The organism is Rhizobium etli CFN 42 (assembly GCF_000092045.1).
Taxonomy (GTDB): domain Bacteria; phylum Pseudomonadota; class Alphaproteobacteria; order Rhizobiales; family Rhizobiaceae; genus Rhizobium; species Rhizobium etli.
This window is the reverse complement of sequence record NC_007761.1, coordinates 3,284,326-3,303,717: the sequence shown is the minus strand read 5'-3', so window position 1 is coordinate 3,303,717 and position 19,392 is coordinate 3,284,326. Positions and strand designations below refer to the sequence as shown.

Sequence of the window (19,392 nt, the reverse complement as noted above, 5' to 3'; positions counted from 1 at the left end):
GGGTGCCGTTTGGGAACATGCACTAAAAAAAGAATTGACTCCAGATAATTCGAGAACGATAGTGGGAACGTTCCCAATAACGATCCCGTCGCTGGTCGTGAGTGAGCAGCGATTGCAAAGGAGGAGACCAAGATGCAACCGATGGATCTGCGCGGGCTAAGCCCGGCGCCTGTTACCGCCTTCACCCGCGACGGCGAAGTCGATCACAAGGCCAACGCAAAGATCGCCAAATGGCTGATTTCGATGGAAGGGGTCAAAAGCCTCGTCATTCTCGGCCATGCGGGCGAGGGCACTTTCCTTACCGAGGAGGAGAGGCTCGCTCTTATCCGTACTTACGTCGAGGCGGTCGACGGCGCCGTGCCGATCATTGCCGGGATCACCGGCGAGGGTACCAAGGTTGCTGCGGGAGAGGCGAAAAAGTGCAAGGCTGCCGGCGCCACTGGTGCGCTGGTCTATCCGAACCATGGCTGGCTGCGCTTCGGCTTTCAGAAGGGCGCGCCTCAGGATCGCTACAAGGCGATTTGGCAGGAATCCGGCCTGCAGTGCATCCTGTTCCAGTATCCGGACGCCACCAAGGCATCCTACGATCTCGATACGCAGGTGGCCATCGCCACGCAGGAAGGCGTCGTCGCCACCAAGAACGGCGTGCGCAATATGAAGCGCTGGTATGTCGAGATTCCGGAACTGAAGAAGGCCAACCCAGATCTTCAGGTTCTAAGCTGCCACGACGAATGGCTGCTGCCGACCATGTTCGACGTCGACGGCCTGCTGGTCGGCTACGGCAATATCGCGCCGGAGCTGCTGATCGATCTGATCAAAGCGGGCAAAGCGCAGAACTATCCGGAGGCCCGCAAGATTTTCGAACGCCTGCTGCCGGTGACGCGGGCCGTCTATCATCGCGGCTCACACATGGAAGGCACCGTGGCGCTCAAACTCGGCCTCGTGCATCGCGGTATTCTCGATCATGCGACGATCCGCGAGCCGCTGAAGAATCTCGGCGAAAAGGCCGAAGCGGAAATTTTTGCCGCCTTCGATGCCGCCGGTATTGGCCGCGTCGACCAGCTCCTGGCTGCCGAGTGATGCATTCAACGCTTCTGCGCATGCCGCAGGAGCGTCATTGCGATGGGAAGGAGAAGGCGTGGACGGCATCTCCTTTTGAAGCCCATGGTACTGACAGGACAAGCTGACACGCAGCAATAAACATCGAACAGGAGCGCCCCTGGCCGGGAGAGTAGTAGCCACGGGGCGAGAAGGAGGAACCAATGAATGTCATGCAGCCTATGCCGGCCGAGGCGGCGAATGCCGCTGATCAACAGGCCGAAATCAGCGCTCGCCTGGAGCGTCTTCCCATTACCCGCGAGGTCTTCTGGGCGCGCAATATCATCGGCGCAGCAACGTTTTTCGACGGCTATACGGTGATTGCCATCGCTTATGCCATGCCCGTGCTGGTGCGCGAGTGGGGGCTCAGTCCGTCACAAACCGGCATGATCCTGTCGATGGGCTATCTCGGGCAATTGATCGGCGCCCTCCTGTTCGGCTGGCTGGCCGAGAAAATCGGCCGGCTGAAAGTTCTTCTGTTCACGATCCTGCTTTTCGTCAGCATGGATGTCGCCTGCCTGTTTGCCGCCGGCGCCGGCATGATGATGGCCTTCCGGTTCGTCCAGGGGATCGGCACGGGCGGTGAGGTGCCTGTCGCCAGCGCCTATATCAATGAGCTGATCGGATCGAAGGGGCGCGGCAGGTTCTTCCTTCTCTACGAGGTCATGTTCCTGCTCGGCCTGGTCGGCGCCGGGCTGATCGGCTACTTCATGGTGCCGGTCTACGGCTGGAAGGCGATGTTCGTCGTCGGCCTCGTTCCCGCAATCCTGATGATCCCGTTGCGCTGGTTCCTGAAGGAGTCACCGCGCTGGCTGGCCGCAAACGGTCGCTACCAGGAAGCCGACGCCATCGTCACCCGTATGGAAGAGAGTGCTCGCGCAGCCGGCAAGGAGCTGCCCGAGCCGAAGCGCGTCCAGGCGCCGGTCCGCCGTACATCCGACTGGCGGGAGCTGTTCCAGGGCATTTACCTGAAGCGAACGCTCTCCATCTGGGCCATGTGGTTCACCGCCTATACGGTCGCCAACGGCACGATCACCTGGCTGCCGACGCTCTATCGGCAGGTCTTCAACCTTCCGCTTCAAACAAGCATCCTTTATGGGTTCCTGACCTCGCTCGGAGGCGTGATCGCCGCCGTCATCTGCGCGCTGCTCATCGACAAGGTGGGACGCAAGCGCTGGTACACCGGCGCGCTGCTTCTGGCTCCGCTGCCCCTTCTGACCCTCGCATGGCTCGGCGCAACTTCCGCCATTCAGGTTCTGGTGCTTGGCGGTCTTGCCTATGCCATCGTCCAGACCGTCACCTTCTCGCTCTATCTCTATTCGGCGGAAATCTACCCGACGCGCCTCAGAGCGTTCGGAACAGGAACCGGCAGCGCCTGGCTTCGCCTGGGCTCGTCGACCGGCCCGATCATCGTCGGCACGCTGATGTCTTCGCTGGGCATCCAATATGTCTTCGCGAGTTTCGCAGCCATTCTGATCATCGGGGCGATCGTGACGATGCTGTTTGCCGTGGAAACCAAGGGCCGCGTTCTCGAGGAGCTTTCTCCGTAAGGGATGCAGCTCTAGTGGAAGCAATCGATCTGGCGGGCGAACACCCGCCAGATCGGCTCGTTGCGGCCAGCGCCGCCGGGAGGTCAAGCGGCGCCGGATGCGGGTTGCTCTACTCCGGGCAAACCTTGACGCGATAGGGCTCGCCCCAGCGATCGTACCGCCATTCGATATGGCAGTAATGCGGCCGGTAATAGGTTCGGTAGATGGGATAAGGACGATAGACAGGGTAGGCTGGATAGACCGGATAGGCGGGGCGGGCGGCCTCGGACAGGAGAGCGCCACCGACGACGCCGGCGGCGAGGCCGCCCCAAAAGGCATCGCGCGGACGAGCATCGGCGGTGGTTGCGGTGGCGAGCGAGGCGCCGGCAAGGGTCAGCGCAATCAGGCCCGTCGCCATGGTCTTATGAAGAACGGACATGGTATTTTCCTTGGTTTCGACCGGCTTCTTAAAAGCCATGTCCAAACTCCCTCCGGATCGCGGCGACGCGATGGCGGCGCAAGCGCTTCGCGCATTAAATTTTCGTCATTATTTCAATGGAATCCGGCGGGGCATGGCAATGATTCTGGGTTGCAGGATCGCAGTCGGTGGTGGCGTCCCTTCACCTCGTGCGAGCAGGGTTGCCCATGTAAGCTATTTCCAGTTTGCGAGCCGGCTCGCAAAATTCGCTTTGCAAATTTATGGTTAAAACCTTGTTAAAAGCCTTGGCGTTATAGTCTTTGTCGTTGATATTTCATTTATTGCGGGAGCGACAATTTCTTGAAATCAGCCGGGGACATATTGGAGTTGGCTTGCCGCCGGATCGCTGATCTGAATACCCCGGCCTATGTCAAGAACAGCGAACTGCGCTATGTCGCCGTCAACGAGGCCTATGCGGCTTTCCTCGGCCGAGAGATTTCCGATTTCATCGGCAGGCGCAGCCGCGAACTCTTCGATCGCCCCGAGGAAGAGGATCGCGAAGACAAGGAGCGCCGGGCACTGGTGTTCGGCACCGAGGAGAACGCCATCTGCTTCGACGCGGCGAACCTTGCCCATGAGCGCATCCAGATCGAAAGCTTCTCGCCGTCGCCGGATCGCATCTATGTGCTCGGCATGTTCGAACCCCGTGAGCGCCGCGCTGCTGGCAACGAGGCGAACGGCGGCAGCTCTCGGACTGTAAACGATTCCGGAGTCGCTGCGGATTTCGCCCGCGTGCGCGAGGCGCTGGAAAAGCTCGATCACCCGATCGGCATCTTCGCGGCGGACGGCCGCCCGCTGGTTGTCAACGCCGCCTACCGCAAGGGCGCACGTCCCGCGCCCGCCCACGGTTCGGCCTGGGGTAAAAGTGTCAACGAACTCGACGCGCTGCGTACCGTGCTGGAAGATCTGCCGGTCGCCGTCTTCGTACGCGACGACAAGCACCGCCTGATCTATGCCAACAAATACTACGAGACCTTCAGCGGCCGCGCTCGCTCCGAGTATCTTGGAATGACCGAGCACGAGATGTTCGGGCCGGAAGGCGCTGAGCCGATCTACCAGGAAAACCTGCTGGCGCTCAGGGACGGCATTTCGGTGGAGCTCGAGAGCGAAATGCCGAGCACAAGCGGCCACGTCTATCCCGTCATCTCGCGCGTCAACCGCGTCATCACGGCGGATGGGCGAACCTATGTCGTAGGCTCCTTTTCCGACATCTCGCCGCTCAAGGAGCGCGAGAAGGCGCTGATCGCTTCGCGCAAGCAGGAAGAAGTGCTGCATCGGGATATCGAGAGCATCTTGCGTTCGCTGCCGATCGGCGTGCTGATCCTCGATAACGACCATCGGATCCTTTACGTCAACGACGAATTCTACAGCATCTGGGAGCTGCCGCGCGAGGATCGTTTCGACGGGCGCCCCTTCATCGACGTCATCCGCCGCAACCATGAGCTCGGCCGCTATGACGGGACGCGAACGCCGGAAGAGCTCTATGCTTTTCGCAAGCACCTGTTCGAAGCAGAAGAGCCGGAGCCAATCGAGGTCGGCTGGGCAGGCGGGAAATCCGTCATCTTCGACAGCCGGCGCATCTCCAACGACCGGATCCTGCTAACCTATGCCGATATTTCGGCGGTGCGCGAGCGGGAAAAGGAAATTCACGAGACCCGCGCGGCGCTCGAGCGGGTCGGCGAAATGATGCGCGATGCCACGCATGCCATGTCGCAGGGCCTTGCCATTGTCCAGGACGGCATCATCAAGATGTCCAACGACGCGATGGCCGATATCCTGCAGATCCCGCCGCATTATATCGAGGCCGGACAGGGCTGGCTCGGCATGTTCGAATTCTGCGCGGCGCGCGGCGATTTCCACGATGCCGCCGACGAGATCCTGCAGGGGTGGCGTGCCAATATCGCGGCGAGGCAGCCGATCTCCACCGTCTTCCATGTCGGCGGCGAGCGCTGGGTCAACATGGAGGCGACGGTCAGCTCGGGACAGCATTGGGTGGCGCTGTTTACCGATGTCACCGAGCTCAAGAGTCGTGAGGAGGAATTGCGCCAGCTGCTGTCACGCGCCGAAGCCGCCGACCGCGCCAAATCCGAGTTCCTCGCCAATATGAGCCATGAGATCCGTACGCCGATGAACGGTGTGCTCGGCATGGCGGAACTGCTTGCCAAGACCAATCTCGACACGCGCCAGAAAACCTTCATCGACATCATCGTCAAATCGGGCAATGCGCTGCTGACGATCATCAATGACATCCTCGACTTCTCGAAGATCGATGCAGGGCAGATGAAACTGCGCAAGGCCGCTTTCGACCTCGTCGAGGCGGTCGAGGACGTGGCGACGCTTCTATCCTCGCATGCCGCTGAGAAGAATATCGAGCTCCTGGTGCGGGCGGCACCCGATCTGCCGGCCGCGGTGATCGGAGACGCCGGGCGCTTCCGCCAGATTGTCACCAATCTCGTCGGCAATGCCGTCAAATTCACCGAGCGCGGCCATGTCTTCGTCGATGTCGGCTTCCAGGCGGCGGCCGGCGGCGAGATCATAGCGAGCATCCGCATCGAGGATACGGGGATCGGCATTCCCCGGGAGAAGCTCGACTCGGTCTTCGAGAAGTTCTCGCAGGTCGACGCCTCATCGACTAGGCGGCATGAGGGAACGGGGCTCGGTCTTGCGATCACCGCCGGACTCGTCGACCTCTTCGGCGGCTATATCAATGCGGAGAGCGAATGGGGCAGGGGCTCGGTCTTCACCGTCAATCTGCCCTTCGCGGTGGCGGCCGCCCGCCTTGAGCCGAAGCCGCTGCCGATCAACGTCCAAGGCGCACGCATTCTCGTCGTCGACGACAATGAGGTGAACCGACGCATCCTCACCGAGCAGCTTTCGCTCTGGGGCTTTGACGGCGTGGCCGCCGAGGGTGGCGGCACCGGCCTTGCTATCCTGGAGGCGGCGGCCGATCTCGGCGTCACTGTCGATGCAGTGGTTCTCGACTATCACATGCCCGATATGAACGGCGCCAATGTCGCCCGCCGGCTGCGCGCCGATCCCCGTTTCGTCGATCTGCCGATCATCTTCCTGACCTCTATGGATATTTCGGGCACGGAAAAGGAATTCGCAGCGCTGAACGGTCAAGCGCATCTAATGAAGCCGGCGCGCGCCAACGTGCTGCGCAACACAGTTGTCGAGGTGGTGCGTGCGCGACGCGTGAAGCAGGCTTCGGAAGCCGAGATCGCCCGGCTGCAGACCGAAGCAGCCGTGCCGGCGCCTGAGCCCGCGCCTATGCTCGTGCCGCAGAAGCGGGCGGATGAATTCGTCGATGTGCTCGTCGCCGAAGATAATGAGGTCAACCAGATCGTTTTCACCCAGATCCTGCAGTCGTCCGGGCTTTCCTTCCTGGTCGTCAAAAATGGCGAAGAGGCGGTCGCCGCCTGGGAGAGTCACACACCGCGCATCATTATGATGGACGTGTCGATGCCAGTCATGAACGGCCACGAGGCGACCCGGACGATCCGCGAAAGGGAAAAGGGGCAGGGCCATCGGGTGCCAATCATCGGCGTTACCGCCCATGCGCTCGAAAGTGACCGGGAACTCTGCCTCGACGCCGGCATGGATGACTATATGTCGAAGCCGATCAGCCCCGAGCTGCTGGAAGAAAAGATCCGGCAATGGCTCGGCAAGGACGAGCAGCAGCCGGGGCGTACGAGCTCCTGATCGCCGTGGGCTACTGCTTAAGGCGGCCAGCATCCGCGTCGGCAATCCCTGCCCGCTGGAACGCTTTGACGCCGCAGAGCATTTCGCGCTTGCCGGCGAAGCCTTTGCGGCGCTCGACGATAAAGCCGGCGGCGATGAGATTGCGGCGCACGAAGCCGGCAGCGGCATAAGTGGCGAAGGTTCCGCCGGCGGCGGTCTTTTCGTTGACCGCGCGCATCAGGTCCTCCGACCACATGTCGCCGTTGCGCGAGGGGGCGAAGCCATCAAGATACCAGGCGTCGAAGCCGGGCTTCGCCGTCCTGACGCCGTCGAGTGCCGCGCCGCAGACGACGCTGAGCCGCGTCTGATCGTCTAGATCGAGCAAAACGGTGCCGGCAGGCGTTTGCGGCCAAGCCGCCGTCAGCGCCCGACGTTCGGCATCGAGTTCCCGCCAATGCGAGAGCGCCCGACCGATCTCTTCGCCGCGCATCGGGTGGAGTTCGAAAGAGACGAAATGCAGGTGCTGGCCAGCCGCGCGATGCAGCTTCCATTGCCGCCAGGTCTCGGCGAAGTTCAGGCCGGTGCCGAAGCCGAGTTCGCCGATGACGAACTCCTGCCGCCCCTTCCAGCGCTCCGGCAGGTGATTGCCGGCGAGGAAGACATGACCGCATTCCAGCCGTCCATCGGTCTGGCAATAAAAATGATCGCCAAAGGCTGTGGAATAGGGCATATCGCCGTCGCGCCATTCGAGCGGCTGCGGCGCGCCCGCACCAATCTGATCAGGGTTCACGTCTGTCATGGGAAAAGCGGATAGTCCCGCGCCGGCCTCAGGTCAATTGTCCTGCGAATTGCTGATCGTCGGCGCCGGCATCATGGGGCTCTGGGCGGCCGTCCATGCCGAGCGTCGCGGCATCGCCACAATCATCGCCGACGCCGGCAGATTGGGTGGAGGCGCGAGCGGCGGCCTGCTCGGCGCGCTGATGCCGCATATGCCGGACCGGTGGTCGGAGAAGAAGCAGTTCCAGTTCGATGCGCTGGTCTCGCTCGAAGCCGAGATCGCAGCGCTGGAAGCGGCGACCGGGCTCTCGGCCGGTTACAACAGGTCCGGACGGCTGATCCCGCTGCCGAAGCCGCATCTCAATCGCATTGCACGCGGGCATTCCGAGGATGCCGAACGTCATTGGCAGGCTGGCGAGCGCCGGTTCCACTGGCATGTGGTCGACAGGCCTGATGCGGACGGCTGGGTTGACGCATCTGCCGGCGCGAGCGGCTTCGTGCACGACACGCTGGCCGCCCGCGTTGCGCCCCGCTCGTTGATGTCAGCGCTCATCGCTTCGCTGCGGCAGGCAAAATTCGTGCGCATCCTAGAATATGCGGCCGTTGCCGGCCTCGACCCGGATCGCGGCACAGCTGACATTGGCGGGGAAACCATTGCTTTCAGCCGCTGCATCCTGGCCGCCGGCCATCAGTCCTTTCCGTTGCTGCAGGAATTGACGCTGGGGCCGAAAAAGCCGCTCGGCCAGCCAGTGAAGGGGCAAGCGACGCTATTGAAAGCCGCTATCGACCCGGCGCTGCCGACGATCTTTCTCGACGGGCTCTATATCGTGGCGCATGAGGGAGGGCATGTCGCGATCGGCAGCACCAGCGAGAACCGTTTCAACGATCCCTTTTCGACGGATGCCCAGCTTGATGCGCTGATCGAGACCGCACGCGCCATCGTACCGATCCTGCGCGATGCGCCTGTTGTCGAACGTTGGGCGGGGCTTCGCCCGAAGGCGATCGACCGCGATCCGATGATCGGCTGTCATCCCGATCACCCACGCCTGATCGCGTTGACCGGCGGCTTCAAGGTCAGCTTCGGCCTGGCGCACCGGCTGGCGGAAGCGGCGGTTTGTATCGCAGACGACATAGATTGCGAATATTTGCTGCCGGAAAGCTTTGCGATTTCAAGCCATATCGCGGCGGCTTCACGTTAAACGCGAATTAGGTACAGCTTCGTTTCGTTATTCTGTCATGCAAATCACCTATCTGCTTGCGCATCGACAGCGCCTGAAATCACCGGCGCTCCCTTCCTTGATGGAGGAAATTGCATGCGCTATGCCATTTGCTTCACGCCTCCGGCGAGCGACCCGCTGTCGCTCGTAGCCGCCAATTGGCTTGGTCGAAACGTATATTCGGGCGATATGCTGGAGCCTCCGGCCGTCCGCGGCCTCGGCATTCACGAGATCGCCTTTCATACCGCGGTGCCGCGGCGCTATGGTTTCCATGGCGTTCTGAAAGCGCCGTTCCATCTGTCCGCCGATATGTCCGAATCGCAACTCCTGCGCGATCTCATGCGTTTTGCCGGAACATTCACTCCCTTCCAGATTTCACGTCTCGAGATTGCCCGGCTCGGCAGCTTCTATAGCCTGGTGCCGAGCGCTCCTTGTGAGCAGATCCAGTGTCTGGCTTCGGCAATCGTTCAGGAGTTCGATCGCTACCGCGCGCCGCTGAGCGAAGCCGACATCGAGCGCAGCGATCCGGATGGGTTGTCGGCGGCGCAATTCGCCAATCTGCATCGTTGGGGCAACCCTTATGTCATGGACGAGTTCCGCTTCCATATGCCGGTGACAGGCTCGATCAACGCGATCGACATGCCCCGCATCGAAGCGGCGCTGCGAACGATCTTCGAGCCCGTCCTGAAGGAGCCGGTGATGGTTTCGAACGTGGCATTGATGATCGAAGAGGGCACTGGCGGTCCCTTCCGTGTCCACTCGCTGCACCCTATGGGCAAGGTCAGCGCGCGCAGGATCGCTTGACTATGCGTTAATCTAAGTGATTGTGGTGAAAAGATAAATTCTACCGCGCAGTTTCCGTCTCGACATTCCGGCTGCGGATGATACCGTTCCCCGTCCTTTCAGAAGGTGATTTGATGGTATCCGAGACTTATCCGCGCAATCTCGTCGGCTATGGGCGCCAGACGCCCGACCCGAAGTGGCCTGAAGAGGCATGCGTCGCCGTGCAGTTTGTCATCAATTACGAGGAGGGCGGCGAGAGCTCGATCCTCGACGGCGATCCGGCGTCCGAAAACCTGCTGTCGGAGATCGTCGGCGCGGCTGCCTGGCCGGGGCAGCGCAATCTCAATATGGAATCGATCTACGAATATGGTTCGCGGGCCGGCTTCTGGCGGCTCTGGCGGATGTTCACCGATCTCAAGGTGCAGGCGACCGTCTACGGCGTGACGCTGGCGATGGCCCGCAACCCGGAGGCGGTCGCAGCGATGAAGGAGGCGGGCTGGGAGATTGCCAGCCATGGCTATCGCTGGCTGGAATACAAGGATTTCCCCGAGGATCTCGAGCGCAAGCATATTCTCGAAGCCGTGCGCCTGCACACGGAACTGACCGGCGAGCGGCCTTACGGCATGTATCAAGGCAAGCCCTCCGACAATACGCTTCGGCTGGTGCAGGAGGAGGGCGGTTTCCTCTACTCCTCTGATTCCTATGCCGACGACCTGCCTTACTGGGTGAGGGGCGTCGACGGCAAACCTTTCCTAATCATTCCCTATACGCTCGAAACCAACGATATGCGGTTTGCGACGCCGCAGGGCTTCAACGCCGGTGACCAGTTCTTCACCTATCTCAAGGATGCCTTCGACACGCTTTACGAGGAAGGCAAGGCGGGCAGCCCGAAGATGATGTCGGTCGGCCTGCATTGCCGTCTCGTCGGGCGTCCCGGCCGGGCGGCGGCGCTGAAGCGCTTCATCGAATATGTACTGAAGCACGACAAGGTCTGGATTCCGCGCCGCATCGAGATTGCCGAGCACTGGCACAAGCATCACCAGCCGGACGCGATCTGATGCTGTCGCGGGAGGATTTCGTTTCCCGCTTCGGCGGCGTGTTTGAACATTCGCCCTTCATCGCCGAGCGCGCCTACGACGCCGGCAGCGTGATGGAGCCGCTAACGGCATCAGGCGTGCATGCGGCGCTTGCCGCCGTCTTCCGCGCGGCAAGCCGGGAGGAGCGCCTCGGGGTGCTCTGCGCCCATCCGGATCTCGCCGGGCGCCTGGCGATCGCAGGCGAACTCACAGAGGACAGCCGCAAGGAGCAGGCTGGCGCCGGTCTCGATCGGCTGAGCCCGGCCGAGCATGTCCGCTTCAGCGAACTGAATTCGGCCTATCTCGAAAAATTCGGCTTTCCTTTCATCATCGCCGTAAAAGGGCTCAGCAAGGGCGACATCCTTTCGGCCTTCGAGTCCCGGATCGGCAATCGCCCGGATGAAGAATTCGCGACCGCGACGGCGCAGGTCGAACGGATCGCCCTGCTGCGCCTGACATCGATGTTGCCGGAGGGTGAATGAGCGAGCCGCGTGCTATCGACTATCTCAATGAAATGCAGAAGGCGGCAGCCGAAGCGCTGTATTTTGTCGGCGGAATGGATGAGGCAGCCTTCGCCGAGGACAATCTCACGTTCAAGGCGGTTGCCTTCTGCCATTTCACCATCGGCGCGGCTGCGTCCCGATTGCTCGTAACCCATCCGGAATTTGCCACCGAGCATCCCACTCTACCGTGGACGAAAATCTGCGGCACGGGCAACCGTATCCTTGAAGACGTCTTCGCCCTCGATCCGTCCGAGATATGGGAGGCCACCTATCGCACCCTGCCGGAGCTTCTTGTCGAGATCGACGCCATTCGTCACTGGCATGCGGAAGGCGAGTGAAGCCGTTGCCCGAATTTCTCGACATCCGCCCACTCACCAGATCGGCCTTTGCCCCTTTCGGCGAGGTGATCGAAGCCGACCCAGCCTCGATGCGGCTCATCAATGGCGGCACGACCGAGCGTTTTCATGCGCTGGCTGCGGCGGAGGCGGCGGGCGAGGGCGCGCGCGTCATCATCAATCTCTTTCGCGGCCAGCCGCGCAGCTTCCCCTATGACGTCGACATGATGGAGCGCCATCCCTTCGGCAGTCAGAGTTTCTCGCCGATTTCCGGCCGGCCCTTTCTCGTCGTCGTCTCCGAGGACGAGGGCGGACGTCCGGGCAAGCCGCAGGTGTTTTTCGCGCGGGGGGACCAGGGCGTGAACTACCGCCGCAATGTCTGGCATCATCCGCTGATGGCGCTCGGCCAGACCTCCGATTTCCTGGTCGTCGACCGCGACGGCCTTGGGAATAATCTGGAGGAATTCTTCTTCGAAACCCCCTTTGTCATCAAAGAGCCAGCGCCATGACCGGACTGACGACACATGTTCTCGACACCGCCCTCGGCAAGCCCGCCAAGGCCCTCAAGATCGATCTTTTCCAGCTCGACGGCGAGATCCGCAGGCATCTGAAGACAGTCGAGACCAATGCCGACGGCCGGGTCGACGGCGGCTCGATCCTCGCCGGGGAAAGCTTCCACGTGGGAACCTATGAACTGGTCTTCCACGCAGGCGATTATCTCAGAGCCTGCGGCACGCCGCTGCCGCATCCGGCCTTCCTCGATCTGGTGCCGATCCGCTTCGGCATTGCCGATGTCACGGCGCATTACCATGTGCCGCTCCTGCTTTCGCCTTACGGCTATTCCACCTATCGCGGCAGTTAGATGCGTTTCGCGGCGATTGCTGATATCCATGGGAACCATCTGGCGCTCGAGGCGGTGCTTACAGATATCGAGGCGCAGGGCATCGAGGAGATCGTCAACCTCGGCGATTTTTTCAGCGGCCCACTGGAGGCTGGCCGCACGGCTGACATGCTGATGCCGCTCAGCCTGACTTCGGTGCGCGGCAATCATGACCGCTATCTGATCGAGCAGGATCCGGCAGCCATGCATGCCTCGGATGCCGCCGCCTATCGGCAACTGACGCCGGCCCATCTCGACTGGCTGCGGGGTCTGCCGTTCGATGCCGTCTATCGCGGTGAGGTCTATCTCTGCCATGCAACGCCCAAAGACGACAATCTCTACTGGCTGGAGTCCGTGTCGCCGCAGGGGCATGTCTTTCCGAAGCCTATCGACGCGATCGAGGCGCTCGCCGAAGGCATCGAGCTGCCGCTGATCCTCTGCGGCCATAGTCACATTCCCCGTGCCGTCCGACTCTCGGACGGCCGGCTGATCGTCAATCCCGGCAGTGTCGGCTGCCCTGCCTATGACGATGTGCTGCCCTATTATCATAAGGTCGAAGCCGGCCATCCGCTGGCCGGCTATGCCATTCTGGAAAAGACGGCGGCGGGATGGACATGGCAGTTTAGGAATGTCGCCTACGACCACGTGGCGATGTCGGCACTGGCCGCCGAAAGGGGCCGTGCCGACTGGGCGAGTGCGCTGGCGACGGGCTGGGTGAGGTAGGCCGGACCTGCCTCCGCTGCGGTCAATCCTTTTCAGGTGCCTAGGGGTGATCGTCTTTGCAGGAGCCGCGGCCGGTGCCACCGGCTTTACCGGAGTGGCAGGCTGGATTGCCTGCTTTGCCGGAGCCGCGGCTGAAATTGCCGGTTTTGCGCCGTCAAGATTTCCAAGGAGGGATGAGATTGCGTTGTCGCCGTCAAAGCCGGCCTCCTTCAACAATTTGTCGAGGATCGGCTTGTTGGCCTGATAGGAGAGCAATTGGCCGGCCAGCCCATCGCCGAGTCCGATGCCGTTTTCACCGTTCACGCCGTTTCCGCGGCCGAGCATGCCGCCGGTGTCGAAGATGCGGATATCGGAGATCTTCTCGATCGGCTTGACCGCCTCGGCGAGCGCCTCGGGAATGATGCGTATCCGCTCGCGGGTGATTTCGAACTCGATGATGGTCTGGCTGAGCTTGTTGCGGGCCTCGTTAAGAAGCGCCTCGCTTTCAGCCTGGGCCCGGCCGGTTTCGAGGATGCCCTTGGCCTTGATGATCGCCGCATCCGCTTCGGCGGTCGCAAGCGTCTTGATGGCTTCCGCCTGGTCGATCGCGGCCTGTTTCTCGGCCTCCGCGCCGACGGTGACGGCGGTGGCTTCGGTTTCGGCGGTTTTACGCGCATCGATCACGGCGATCTGCTTTTCGCGCTCGGCAATCTCGATCGCCTTGGCGGTGCCGACCTTTTCCTCTGCCGCGATCGCCCGGGCGCGGGCCATTTCGGCAGTCGCCTTTGCCTCGGATTCTTCGCGGCTCTTGTTGGCGACGGCGATGGCGCTTTCCTGGGCCACGATCTGAAGGTCGCGTTTCGCCTCGGTGTCGCGCTGCTGGACGGCGCGGGCGGCATCGATGTTTGCACTTTCGCGGGCCTGCTTGGCGGCTGCCTCGCGCTCGGCGATCGCCTGTTCGGAGGCGATGCGGGCTTCCTCCTTGGCACGTTTTGCCGCCTGCTCCTGCTGGGCGGTTTCGGCGCGGGTCGCGGCGGATTTGTTGGCGATGTCGCGTTCCTGATTAAGCTCTGCTTCGCGCTTCGTCCGCTCGATGGCCAGTGATTGCTGGCGGGCCTCCAGATCCTTCTGGGCGATGGCGACTTCGGTATCGCGGACGATCTCGTTGCGCTCCTTCTTGCGACCCTCGGTGATGCGGGTCAGCGCCGCAAGACCCTGCGCGTCGAAGAAGTTATTGGCGTTGAAATGTTTGATGTCGGTCTGGTCGAGGCGCGTGAGCGACACGGATTCGAGCTCGAGACCATTCGATTGGAGGTCGGCGCCGACGGCTTCCTGCACTGCCTTGACGAAATCCATGCGCTGTTCCTGCAGCGCGTCGAGGTTCATGGTCGCGGCCACCGAGCGAAGGCCGTCGACGAATTTGGCTTCGATCAGGATGCGCAGCGCCTCGGCGTCATTGGTGCGGCTGCCGAGCGTCTGGGCGGCAAGCGCGATCGAGGAGGCGTCGGGCTTCACGCGCACATAGAATTCGGCGCCGATATCGACGCGCATGCGGTCTTTGGTGATCAGTGCATCGCCTTCGCCGCGGCGGACTTCCAGCCGCAGCGTCTTCAGGTTGACCCTGGCGATCGAGTGGAAGATCGGCAGAACGACGGAGCCGCCATCGAGCACGACCTTCTGGCCGCCGAGGCCGGTGCGCACATAAGCCTCGTCGCGGCTGGAGCGCGTGTAGAGAGAGGCAAGGACAAAGCCGATGCCGAAGATCAAAACGATGCCGATACCGGCCGGTAGAATAATATCATACATCATGGCTGCTCCCTGAAAGATTGATTGTCCGCTCCGGCCGGGTCGGCGAGAGCGGGAATGGCGATAAACACATCAGCCTTGCGATCGACGAGGAGAACCTGCCTGCCGACCTTCAGCGGGTCCTGGCCCTTGGCGGCCCTGGCTCTCAGAACATGCCAGTTTCCGTGCTGGTCCTTGACGCGGACGCGCCCCGGAAGCCCCTGGTCGAGCAGGCCAAGCGACACTTCCGCCGTCCGGCCGACGAGGGTGTCGAGATCGACGGCATAGGTCTCGTCGTGCGGGACGATCCTTGCCACCGTCCGGCTCGAGGCCCGGACCATCGGGAAGGTGAGCACCAAGGCGGGAATGGCGGCGACGGCGGCCGGCAACGGCGCCCAGAAAGCGCCGGCGACCGCCTGCATGGCAAAGCCCGCAATGGCGAAGAAGCCAAGCGCCATCATCAGGAGGATGAGCAGGGGAACGCCGCCGACATTGAGCCACGACAGGTAGCCCGCAACGCCGTCATGGCCGTGGAGATCCGGTTTCCCGAGAAGCTCGGTTATTGAAAAACCCATGACGGTTGCCAGCATCTCGATCACGGTCAGGCCGGCAAGCACGGCGGCGGCGATCGCAAAGGGAAGGCATTCAGGAGCGAGGAAAAGTCCCATCGGCGTCACCGGTTATCCGCCTTGAAACGCGCAAGACGAGCCTCGATCGCCTGCTCGCGGTGCAATCGGTCGAGTTCGTCCAGTTCGGAACTTTGGACGTTTTCGGCCGATGGAACGCCGGTCAGCCGCGAGACTGCCGCGGCGGCGCGGGCAGCACCTGCGCCCGGCGTCGGTTTGCTGTGGCCGGCCAGAGCCTCTTCGGGATGCTTGGCGATGCTGCGCTTGAAATCGGCCAGGCGGGCGTCGGCTTCCCGGCGCGTGGCCAGCACCGCCTGCAGGGCTTTCTGGCCCTCATCCACCTGCTCTTTGGCATCGGCCAGCGCCTTGTCAAGCGCGGCGATCTGGGACTCCAGATCGATCTGACGGGCAACGCCGGCCTTGGCGAGATCGTCGCGCCCGGAGGAGACCGCCAGGCGGATCTTCTCATCGAGCGCGTTCATGTCTTCGATGATTTCGTCCTTGCGGCTCTGAATGCGGTATTCCTCGGCGCGCGCCTTGCCGAGGTCGGTGCGAGCTTCCTCGGCAGCCGCGTCGATTTCGCGGATCGCCTGTTCGATGACGGCGATCTTGTTGACGCCTTCCGCTTTGTCGATCGCTGCATTGGCGATGCCCGCGATCAGGCGGCCCATGCGTGAAAGAATGCCTTCATTCGTCATGTTTTCCTCCATCCGAGCCGAATTCGGCGTGACGCCGATGTTAATCTCGTAGCGATCCTGGTTGGCTGCAAGGAATGCGGGAAAGATACTCTCCCATCCCCTGGAGTAGCCGGCGACATCGAAGGGCACTGCAACGCGCCCGTGCACCGTAGCTATGGTCAGGTCCGAGGGGCCTTTTATGGCGAAGAGCTTCTCATCGAGCGGCAGCTGCAGCGGATCGGGGATGACGCCCCGATTGGCAGCGAAATCGCGAAGGCCAAGCGTCACCAGCCGCGCCGGCAGGCCTGTGTGCTCGCGGACGGTCTCATAAGCAAGGTCATGCAGGACGACGAGATTGGCGCCGGCTTTGTCGTCGATGAGCTTGGTCAGGATGTCGAGCATCCTCCGATAGGCGGCGATGGTGTCGTCCAGCGCCTGTCGCGCCCGATCGTCAGGCGCTAGCCGATAGCGCAATAGCGATGGATGCGGTGTCTTGCTCGTCGGTGCCATAGATTTCAAGACGGAATATAAAAAAATACAACCTTTGTTTATGGTATCGTTAGCAGGAGGGAGGGATCAGAAGATGTGCTTGCCCGGGATGACGCTCCCGGGGAGAAAGGCAGCAGATCGGCTCCGCTTCCTATCGAGCCGCCGTGCGGGCCTCGCCAATGCCGGCGCTGACACGGTTGATGACAGTCCACATGAGAAGGAGAGCCATCACTGCCCAAAGCCACAAGGACCATGCTGCAAAGGTACCGCCAACGGCGACAAAGACGCCGAGCGCCCCGAAAAGCACCGCGCGATCGCTTTTGCCCATTGGCCCGTCGTAGCGCCGGCTAGCGCCGACGGTTTGACCCAATATTCCGGCAAATTCCGTCAGCACAGACAGCAGTATGACAGCCATTGCCGGCATCAGGCCGTTCGGATCGATCAGTGCAAACGGCAGATACAGGGCGATATCCGACACGACATCACCGATCTCATTGAGATAGGCGCCCAAAATGCTCTTTTGCCCATGTTCGCGCGCGAGCATGCCGTCTATGGCATTGAGGCCCATGCGCAAGAGAAACCAGACAGGCACGAACAGGAACAACTGCGGACGTGGGACGACACTGAGAAGAAGGCCAAGTGCCACAGAAACGGCGGCGGCAACTGAAGTCACCTGATTGGCGGTGACGCCTCGCGTTGCGAGCGCGCGCACCAGAGGACGAAGGATATTCTGAAAACGGGACTTCAATTGATAAACAGACATGCTACCTCAATGGAGTTTCGTGGCATCAGAAAATCTATCCAAGCCCCGGCGGTGCAGAACGTCGGCCTTGTGGGGAGCCGATACTTCATATCGGTTCTCGTATAGGGCTTACATTTGCGACTAGACTTTTGCAATGAATGCAAATCATTGTTCCGCCAATGGTTGCAAACCATCAAGCGATCAGAATTGGAGTAGACCGTGCTGCAAGCTGCCGACAGTTGCCAACCGTCCTTGACGGCCAGGCCGATGCGTGAATCCGAATTCGTGTCGCACGATGGCGCGCGACTGTTTTATCGGACGTGGCCTGCGACCGGCGCTGCACCGAAGGGTGCAATCATTCTTCTCCATCGCGGCCACGAGCACAGCGGCCGCGTCGCCCATCTCGCCACCGAGCTCGGTCTCGATGATTTTGCCTTTTACGCTTGGGACGCACGCGGCCACGGGCGTTCACCGGGGGAGCGCGGCTATTCGCCATCCTTCGCAGCATCGGTGCGTGACCTGGATTGCTTTGTCCGTCATGTCAGCGAGACAAGCGGGACTGCCGTTACAGACATTGCCGTGATTGCGCAGAGCGTCGGCGCGGTCCTCGCCACCACCTGGGTGCACGATTATGCGCCGCCGATCCGTGCGCTCGTGCTGGCTTCACCGGCCTTCAGTGTCAAGCTCTATGTGCCCTTTGCCAGGGAAGGCATTGCGCTGTGGGAAAAGCTCAAGGGGACATTCTTCGTCAATTCCTATGTCAAGGCGAGATTTTTGACGCACGACCCCGAGCGCATCGCCTCCTTTGAAGCCGACCCATTGATCACCCGTCCGATTGCCTCCAACATTCTGCTGCAGCTTTATGAGGCTGCAGCCCGCGTCGTCGACGACGCCCGTGCCATCACCGTTCCGACCCAATTGCTGATCTCCGGCAGCGACTGGGTGGTGCGACACGCGCCGCAGCACCGGTTCTACGAAAACCTCGGCAGCCGCATCAAGGAGCGGCATGTGCTTCCCGGCTTCTATCATGACACACTGGGCGAGAAGGACCGCGCGATTGCGCTCGCCGAGGTCCGCCGTTTTATCGATGCGCGTTTCGCCGAGCCCCGGGCGCCCGCCGATCTTCGCACCGCCCATGTCCAGGGTTATACCAAGGACGAGGCCGACCGGCTCGCGAGCCCTCTGGACGCCACGTCTCCCCGCGGCATTTACTGGGCGCTCAGCCGTCTCAACATCAGGCTCGGCGCGCTGGCGTCGGAAGGCATAAAGACCGGGGTCAAGACGGGTTTCGATTCCGGCTCGACGCTCGATTATGTCTATGAGAACAAGCCGCGGGGGCTCGGTCCCGGCGGGCGGTTGATCGACAAGGTGTTTCTGGAGGCAATCGGCTGGCGCGGCATCAGGCAGCGCAAGCTGCACTTGCAGGAGCTGATCGAATACGGGCTCAAGCGCCTAAAAGCAGCCGGCCGCAGCACCCATCTGCTCGACATAGCGGCCGGCCACGGCCGTTATGTCCTTGACGCGATTGAGGCGGCTGGCGTGCGCCCCGATAGTGCGCGACTGCAGGATTATTCCCCGATCAACGTCGACGCCGGCCGCAACAGCATTGCCAGGCGCGGCCTCAATGATTTTGTCAGCTTTCACCAGCAGGATGCCTTTGACGGCGAGGGGCTGGCGGCAATCACCCCGGCTCCGGATCTGGCAATCGTCTCCGGCCTTTACGAGCTGTTTTCCGACAATGCGATGATTGCCGCTTCGTTGAGCGGGATTGCCCGCGCGATGCAGCCCGGTGGCCTGCTCATCTACACCAACCAGCCATGGCATCCACAACTGGAGATGATCGCCCGCGCGCTGACCTCCCACCGCGGCGGCCAGGCCTGGGTGATGCGGCGGCGGACGCAGGAAGAAATGGACCAACTGGTCGCCGCAGCCGGTTTCCGCAAGCTCGAACAGCGCATCGACCAGTGGGGCATTTTCACCGTCTCGTTGGCGGAAAGAATTTGAGGGCAAGCCG

The 19,392-nt window shown here is 61.9% G+C and carries 18 protein-coding genes and 1 pseudogene; 13 read left to right on the top strand and 6 right to left on the bottom strand.

Annotated elements, in window-relative coordinates; all coding sequences use genetic code 11:
- Positions 1 to 132 precede the first annotated feature (132 nt).
- Complete coding sequence (locus tag RHE_RS16115) at positions 133 to 1,080, top strand: dihydrodipicolinate synthase family protein (RefSeq protein WP_011426385.1); 948 nt, start codon at positions 133 to 135, stop codon at positions 1,078 to 1,080.
- A 182-nt stretch (positions 1,081 to 1,262) separates the two neighbouring features.
- Positions 1,263 to 2,648 (top strand): MFS transporter, encoded by a 1,386-nt coding sequence (locus tag RHE_RS16110; protein WP_011426384.1) that lies wholly within the window; start codon positions 1,263 to 1,265, stop codon positions 2,646 to 2,648.
- Positions 2,649 to 2,757: 109 nt separating this feature from the next.
- On the opposite strand, the gene RHE_RS16105 is transcribed toward RHE_RS16110, so the two are convergent.
- Entirely contained in the window at positions 2,758 to 3,066 is a 309-nt protein-coding gene (locus tag RHE_RS16105; protein ID WP_020921993.1) for a hypothetical protein, read from the bottom strand.
- Here RHE_RS16105 and RHE_RS33660 point away from each other — a divergent pair.
- Both RHE_RS33660 and RHE_RS16100 read left to right on the top strand, forming a co-directional pair.
- Positions 3,065 to 3,334: a hypothetical protein gene (locus RHE_RS33660; RefSeq protein ID WP_166486917.1), complete on the top strand. Its 270-nt coding sequence runs from the start codon at positions 3,065 to 3,067 to the stop codon at positions 3,332 to 3,334. The genes RHE_RS16105 and RHE_RS33660 overlap by 2 nt on opposite strands.
- 71 nt (positions 3,335 to 3,405) lie before the next feature.
- Positions 3,406 to 6,807, top strand: a complete 3,402-nt coding sequence (locus tag RHE_RS16100; RefSeq protein WP_011426382.1) for a PAS domain-containing hybrid sensor histidine kinase/response regulator — start codon at positions 3,406 to 3,408, stop codon at positions 6,805 to 6,807.
- A gap of 10 nt (positions 6,808 to 6,817) precedes the next feature.
- Here the strand turns inward: RHE_RS16100 and mnmD are convergent, their stop codons facing one another.
- On the bottom strand, positions 6,818 to 7,585 hold the full coding sequence (gene mnmD / locus RHE_RS16095; protein ID WP_042118883.1) for a tRNA (5-methylaminomethyl-2-thiouridine)(34)-methyltransferase MnmD: 768 nt from the start codon (positions 7,583 to 7,585) through the stop codon (positions 6,818 to 6,820).
- On the opposite strand from mnmD, the gene RHE_RS16090 reads away from it, so the two are divergent.
- From RHE_RS16090 to RHE_RS16055, 8 genes are all read left to right on the top strand, one after another.
- Positions 7,584 to 8,762, top strand: coding sequence for an NAD(P)/FAD-dependent oxidoreductase (locus tag RHE_RS16090; protein ID WP_042118880.1), 1,179 nt, complete (start codon positions 7,584 to 7,586; stop codon positions 8,760 to 8,762). The two genes, mnmD and RHE_RS16090, sit on opposite strands and share 2 nt — an antisense overlap.
- Positions 8,763 to 8,876: 114 nt before the next feature.
- The gene (locus RHE_RS16085) at positions 8,877 to 9,584 is read left to right on the top strand and encodes a DUF1045 domain-containing protein (RefSeq protein ID WP_011426379.1); all 708 of its coding nucleotides are present in this window, start codon (positions 8,877 to 8,879) and stop codon (positions 9,582 to 9,584) included.
- A gap of 113 nt (positions 9,585 to 9,697) precedes the next feature.
- Complete coding sequence (puuE, locus tag RHE_RS16080; RefSeq protein WP_011426378.1) at positions 9,698 to 10,621, top strand: allantoinase PuuE; 924 nt, start codon at positions 9,698 to 9,700, stop codon at positions 10,619 to 10,621.
- Positions 10,621 to 11,121, top strand: a complete 501-nt coding sequence (uraD, locus tag RHE_RS16075; protein WP_011426377.1) for a 2-oxo-4-hydroxy-4-carboxy-5-ureidoimidazoline decarboxylase — start codon at positions 10,621 to 10,623, stop codon at positions 11,119 to 11,121. The genes puuE and uraD overlap by 1 nt, the downstream gene beginning before the upstream one ends.
- Positions 11,118 to 11,480, top strand: a complete 363-nt coding sequence (locus RHE_RS16070; RefSeq protein WP_011426376.1) for a HepT-like ribonuclease domain-containing protein — start codon at positions 11,118 to 11,120, stop codon at positions 11,478 to 11,480. The genes uraD and RHE_RS16070 overlap by 4 nt, the downstream gene beginning before the upstream one ends.
- Before the next feature lie 5 nt (positions 11,481 to 11,485).
- Positions 11,486 to 11,986, top strand: a complete 501-nt coding sequence (locus tag RHE_RS16065; RefSeq protein WP_011426375.1) for an ureidoglycolate lyase — start codon at positions 11,486 to 11,488, stop codon at positions 11,984 to 11,986.
- Positions 11,983 to 12,339, top strand: coding sequence for a hydroxyisourate hydrolase (gene uraH, locus RHE_RS16060; RefSeq protein WP_020921988.1), 357 nt, complete (start codon positions 11,983 to 11,985; stop codon positions 12,337 to 12,339). The genes RHE_RS16065 and uraH overlap by 4 nt, the downstream gene beginning before the upstream one ends.
- Positions 12,340 to 13,080, top strand: coding sequence for a metallophosphoesterase family protein (locus tag RHE_RS16055; RefSeq protein WP_042118877.1), 741 nt, complete (start codon positions 12,340 to 12,342; stop codon positions 13,078 to 13,080).
- 22 nt (positions 13,081 to 13,102) lie between these two features.
- Here RHE_RS16055 and RHE_RS31790 read toward each other — a convergent pair.
- From RHE_RS31790 to RHE_RS16035, 4 genes and pseudogenes are all read right to left on the bottom strand, one after another.
- Positions 13,103 to 14,868: pseudogene (locus RHE_RS31790) on the bottom strand (flotillin family protein).
- Positions 14,865 to 15,512 (bottom strand): OB-fold-containig protein, encoded by a 648-nt coding sequence (locus RHE_RS16045; RefSeq protein ID WP_011426373.1) that lies wholly within the window; start codon positions 15,510 to 15,512, stop codon positions 14,865 to 14,867. The pseudogene RHE_RS31790 and the gene RHE_RS16045 overlap by 4 nt, the downstream one beginning before the upstream one ends.
- Positions 15,513 to 15,517: 5 nt before the next feature.
- Entirely contained in the window at positions 15,518 to 16,657 is a 1,140-nt protein-coding gene (locus tag RHE_RS16040; protein ID WP_042118874.1) for a PspA/IM30 family protein, read from the bottom strand.
- A 130-nt stretch (positions 16,658 to 16,787) separates the two neighbouring features.
- A complete protein-coding gene (locus RHE_RS16035; RefSeq protein ID WP_011426371.1) occupies positions 16,788 to 17,399 on the bottom strand; it encodes a CDP-alcohol phosphatidyltransferase family protein in 612 nt (203 codons plus the stop codon).
- 198 nt (positions 17,400 to 17,597) lie between these two features.
- Here RHE_RS16035 and RHE_RS16030 point away from each other — a divergent pair, with 198 nt between their 5' ends.
- Entirely contained in the window at positions 17,598 to 19,382 is a 1,785-nt protein-coding gene (locus RHE_RS16030; RefSeq protein WP_011426370.1) for a bifunctional alpha/beta hydrolase/class I SAM-dependent methyltransferase, read from the top strand.
- Positions 19,383 to 19,392 lie beyond the last annotated feature (10 nt).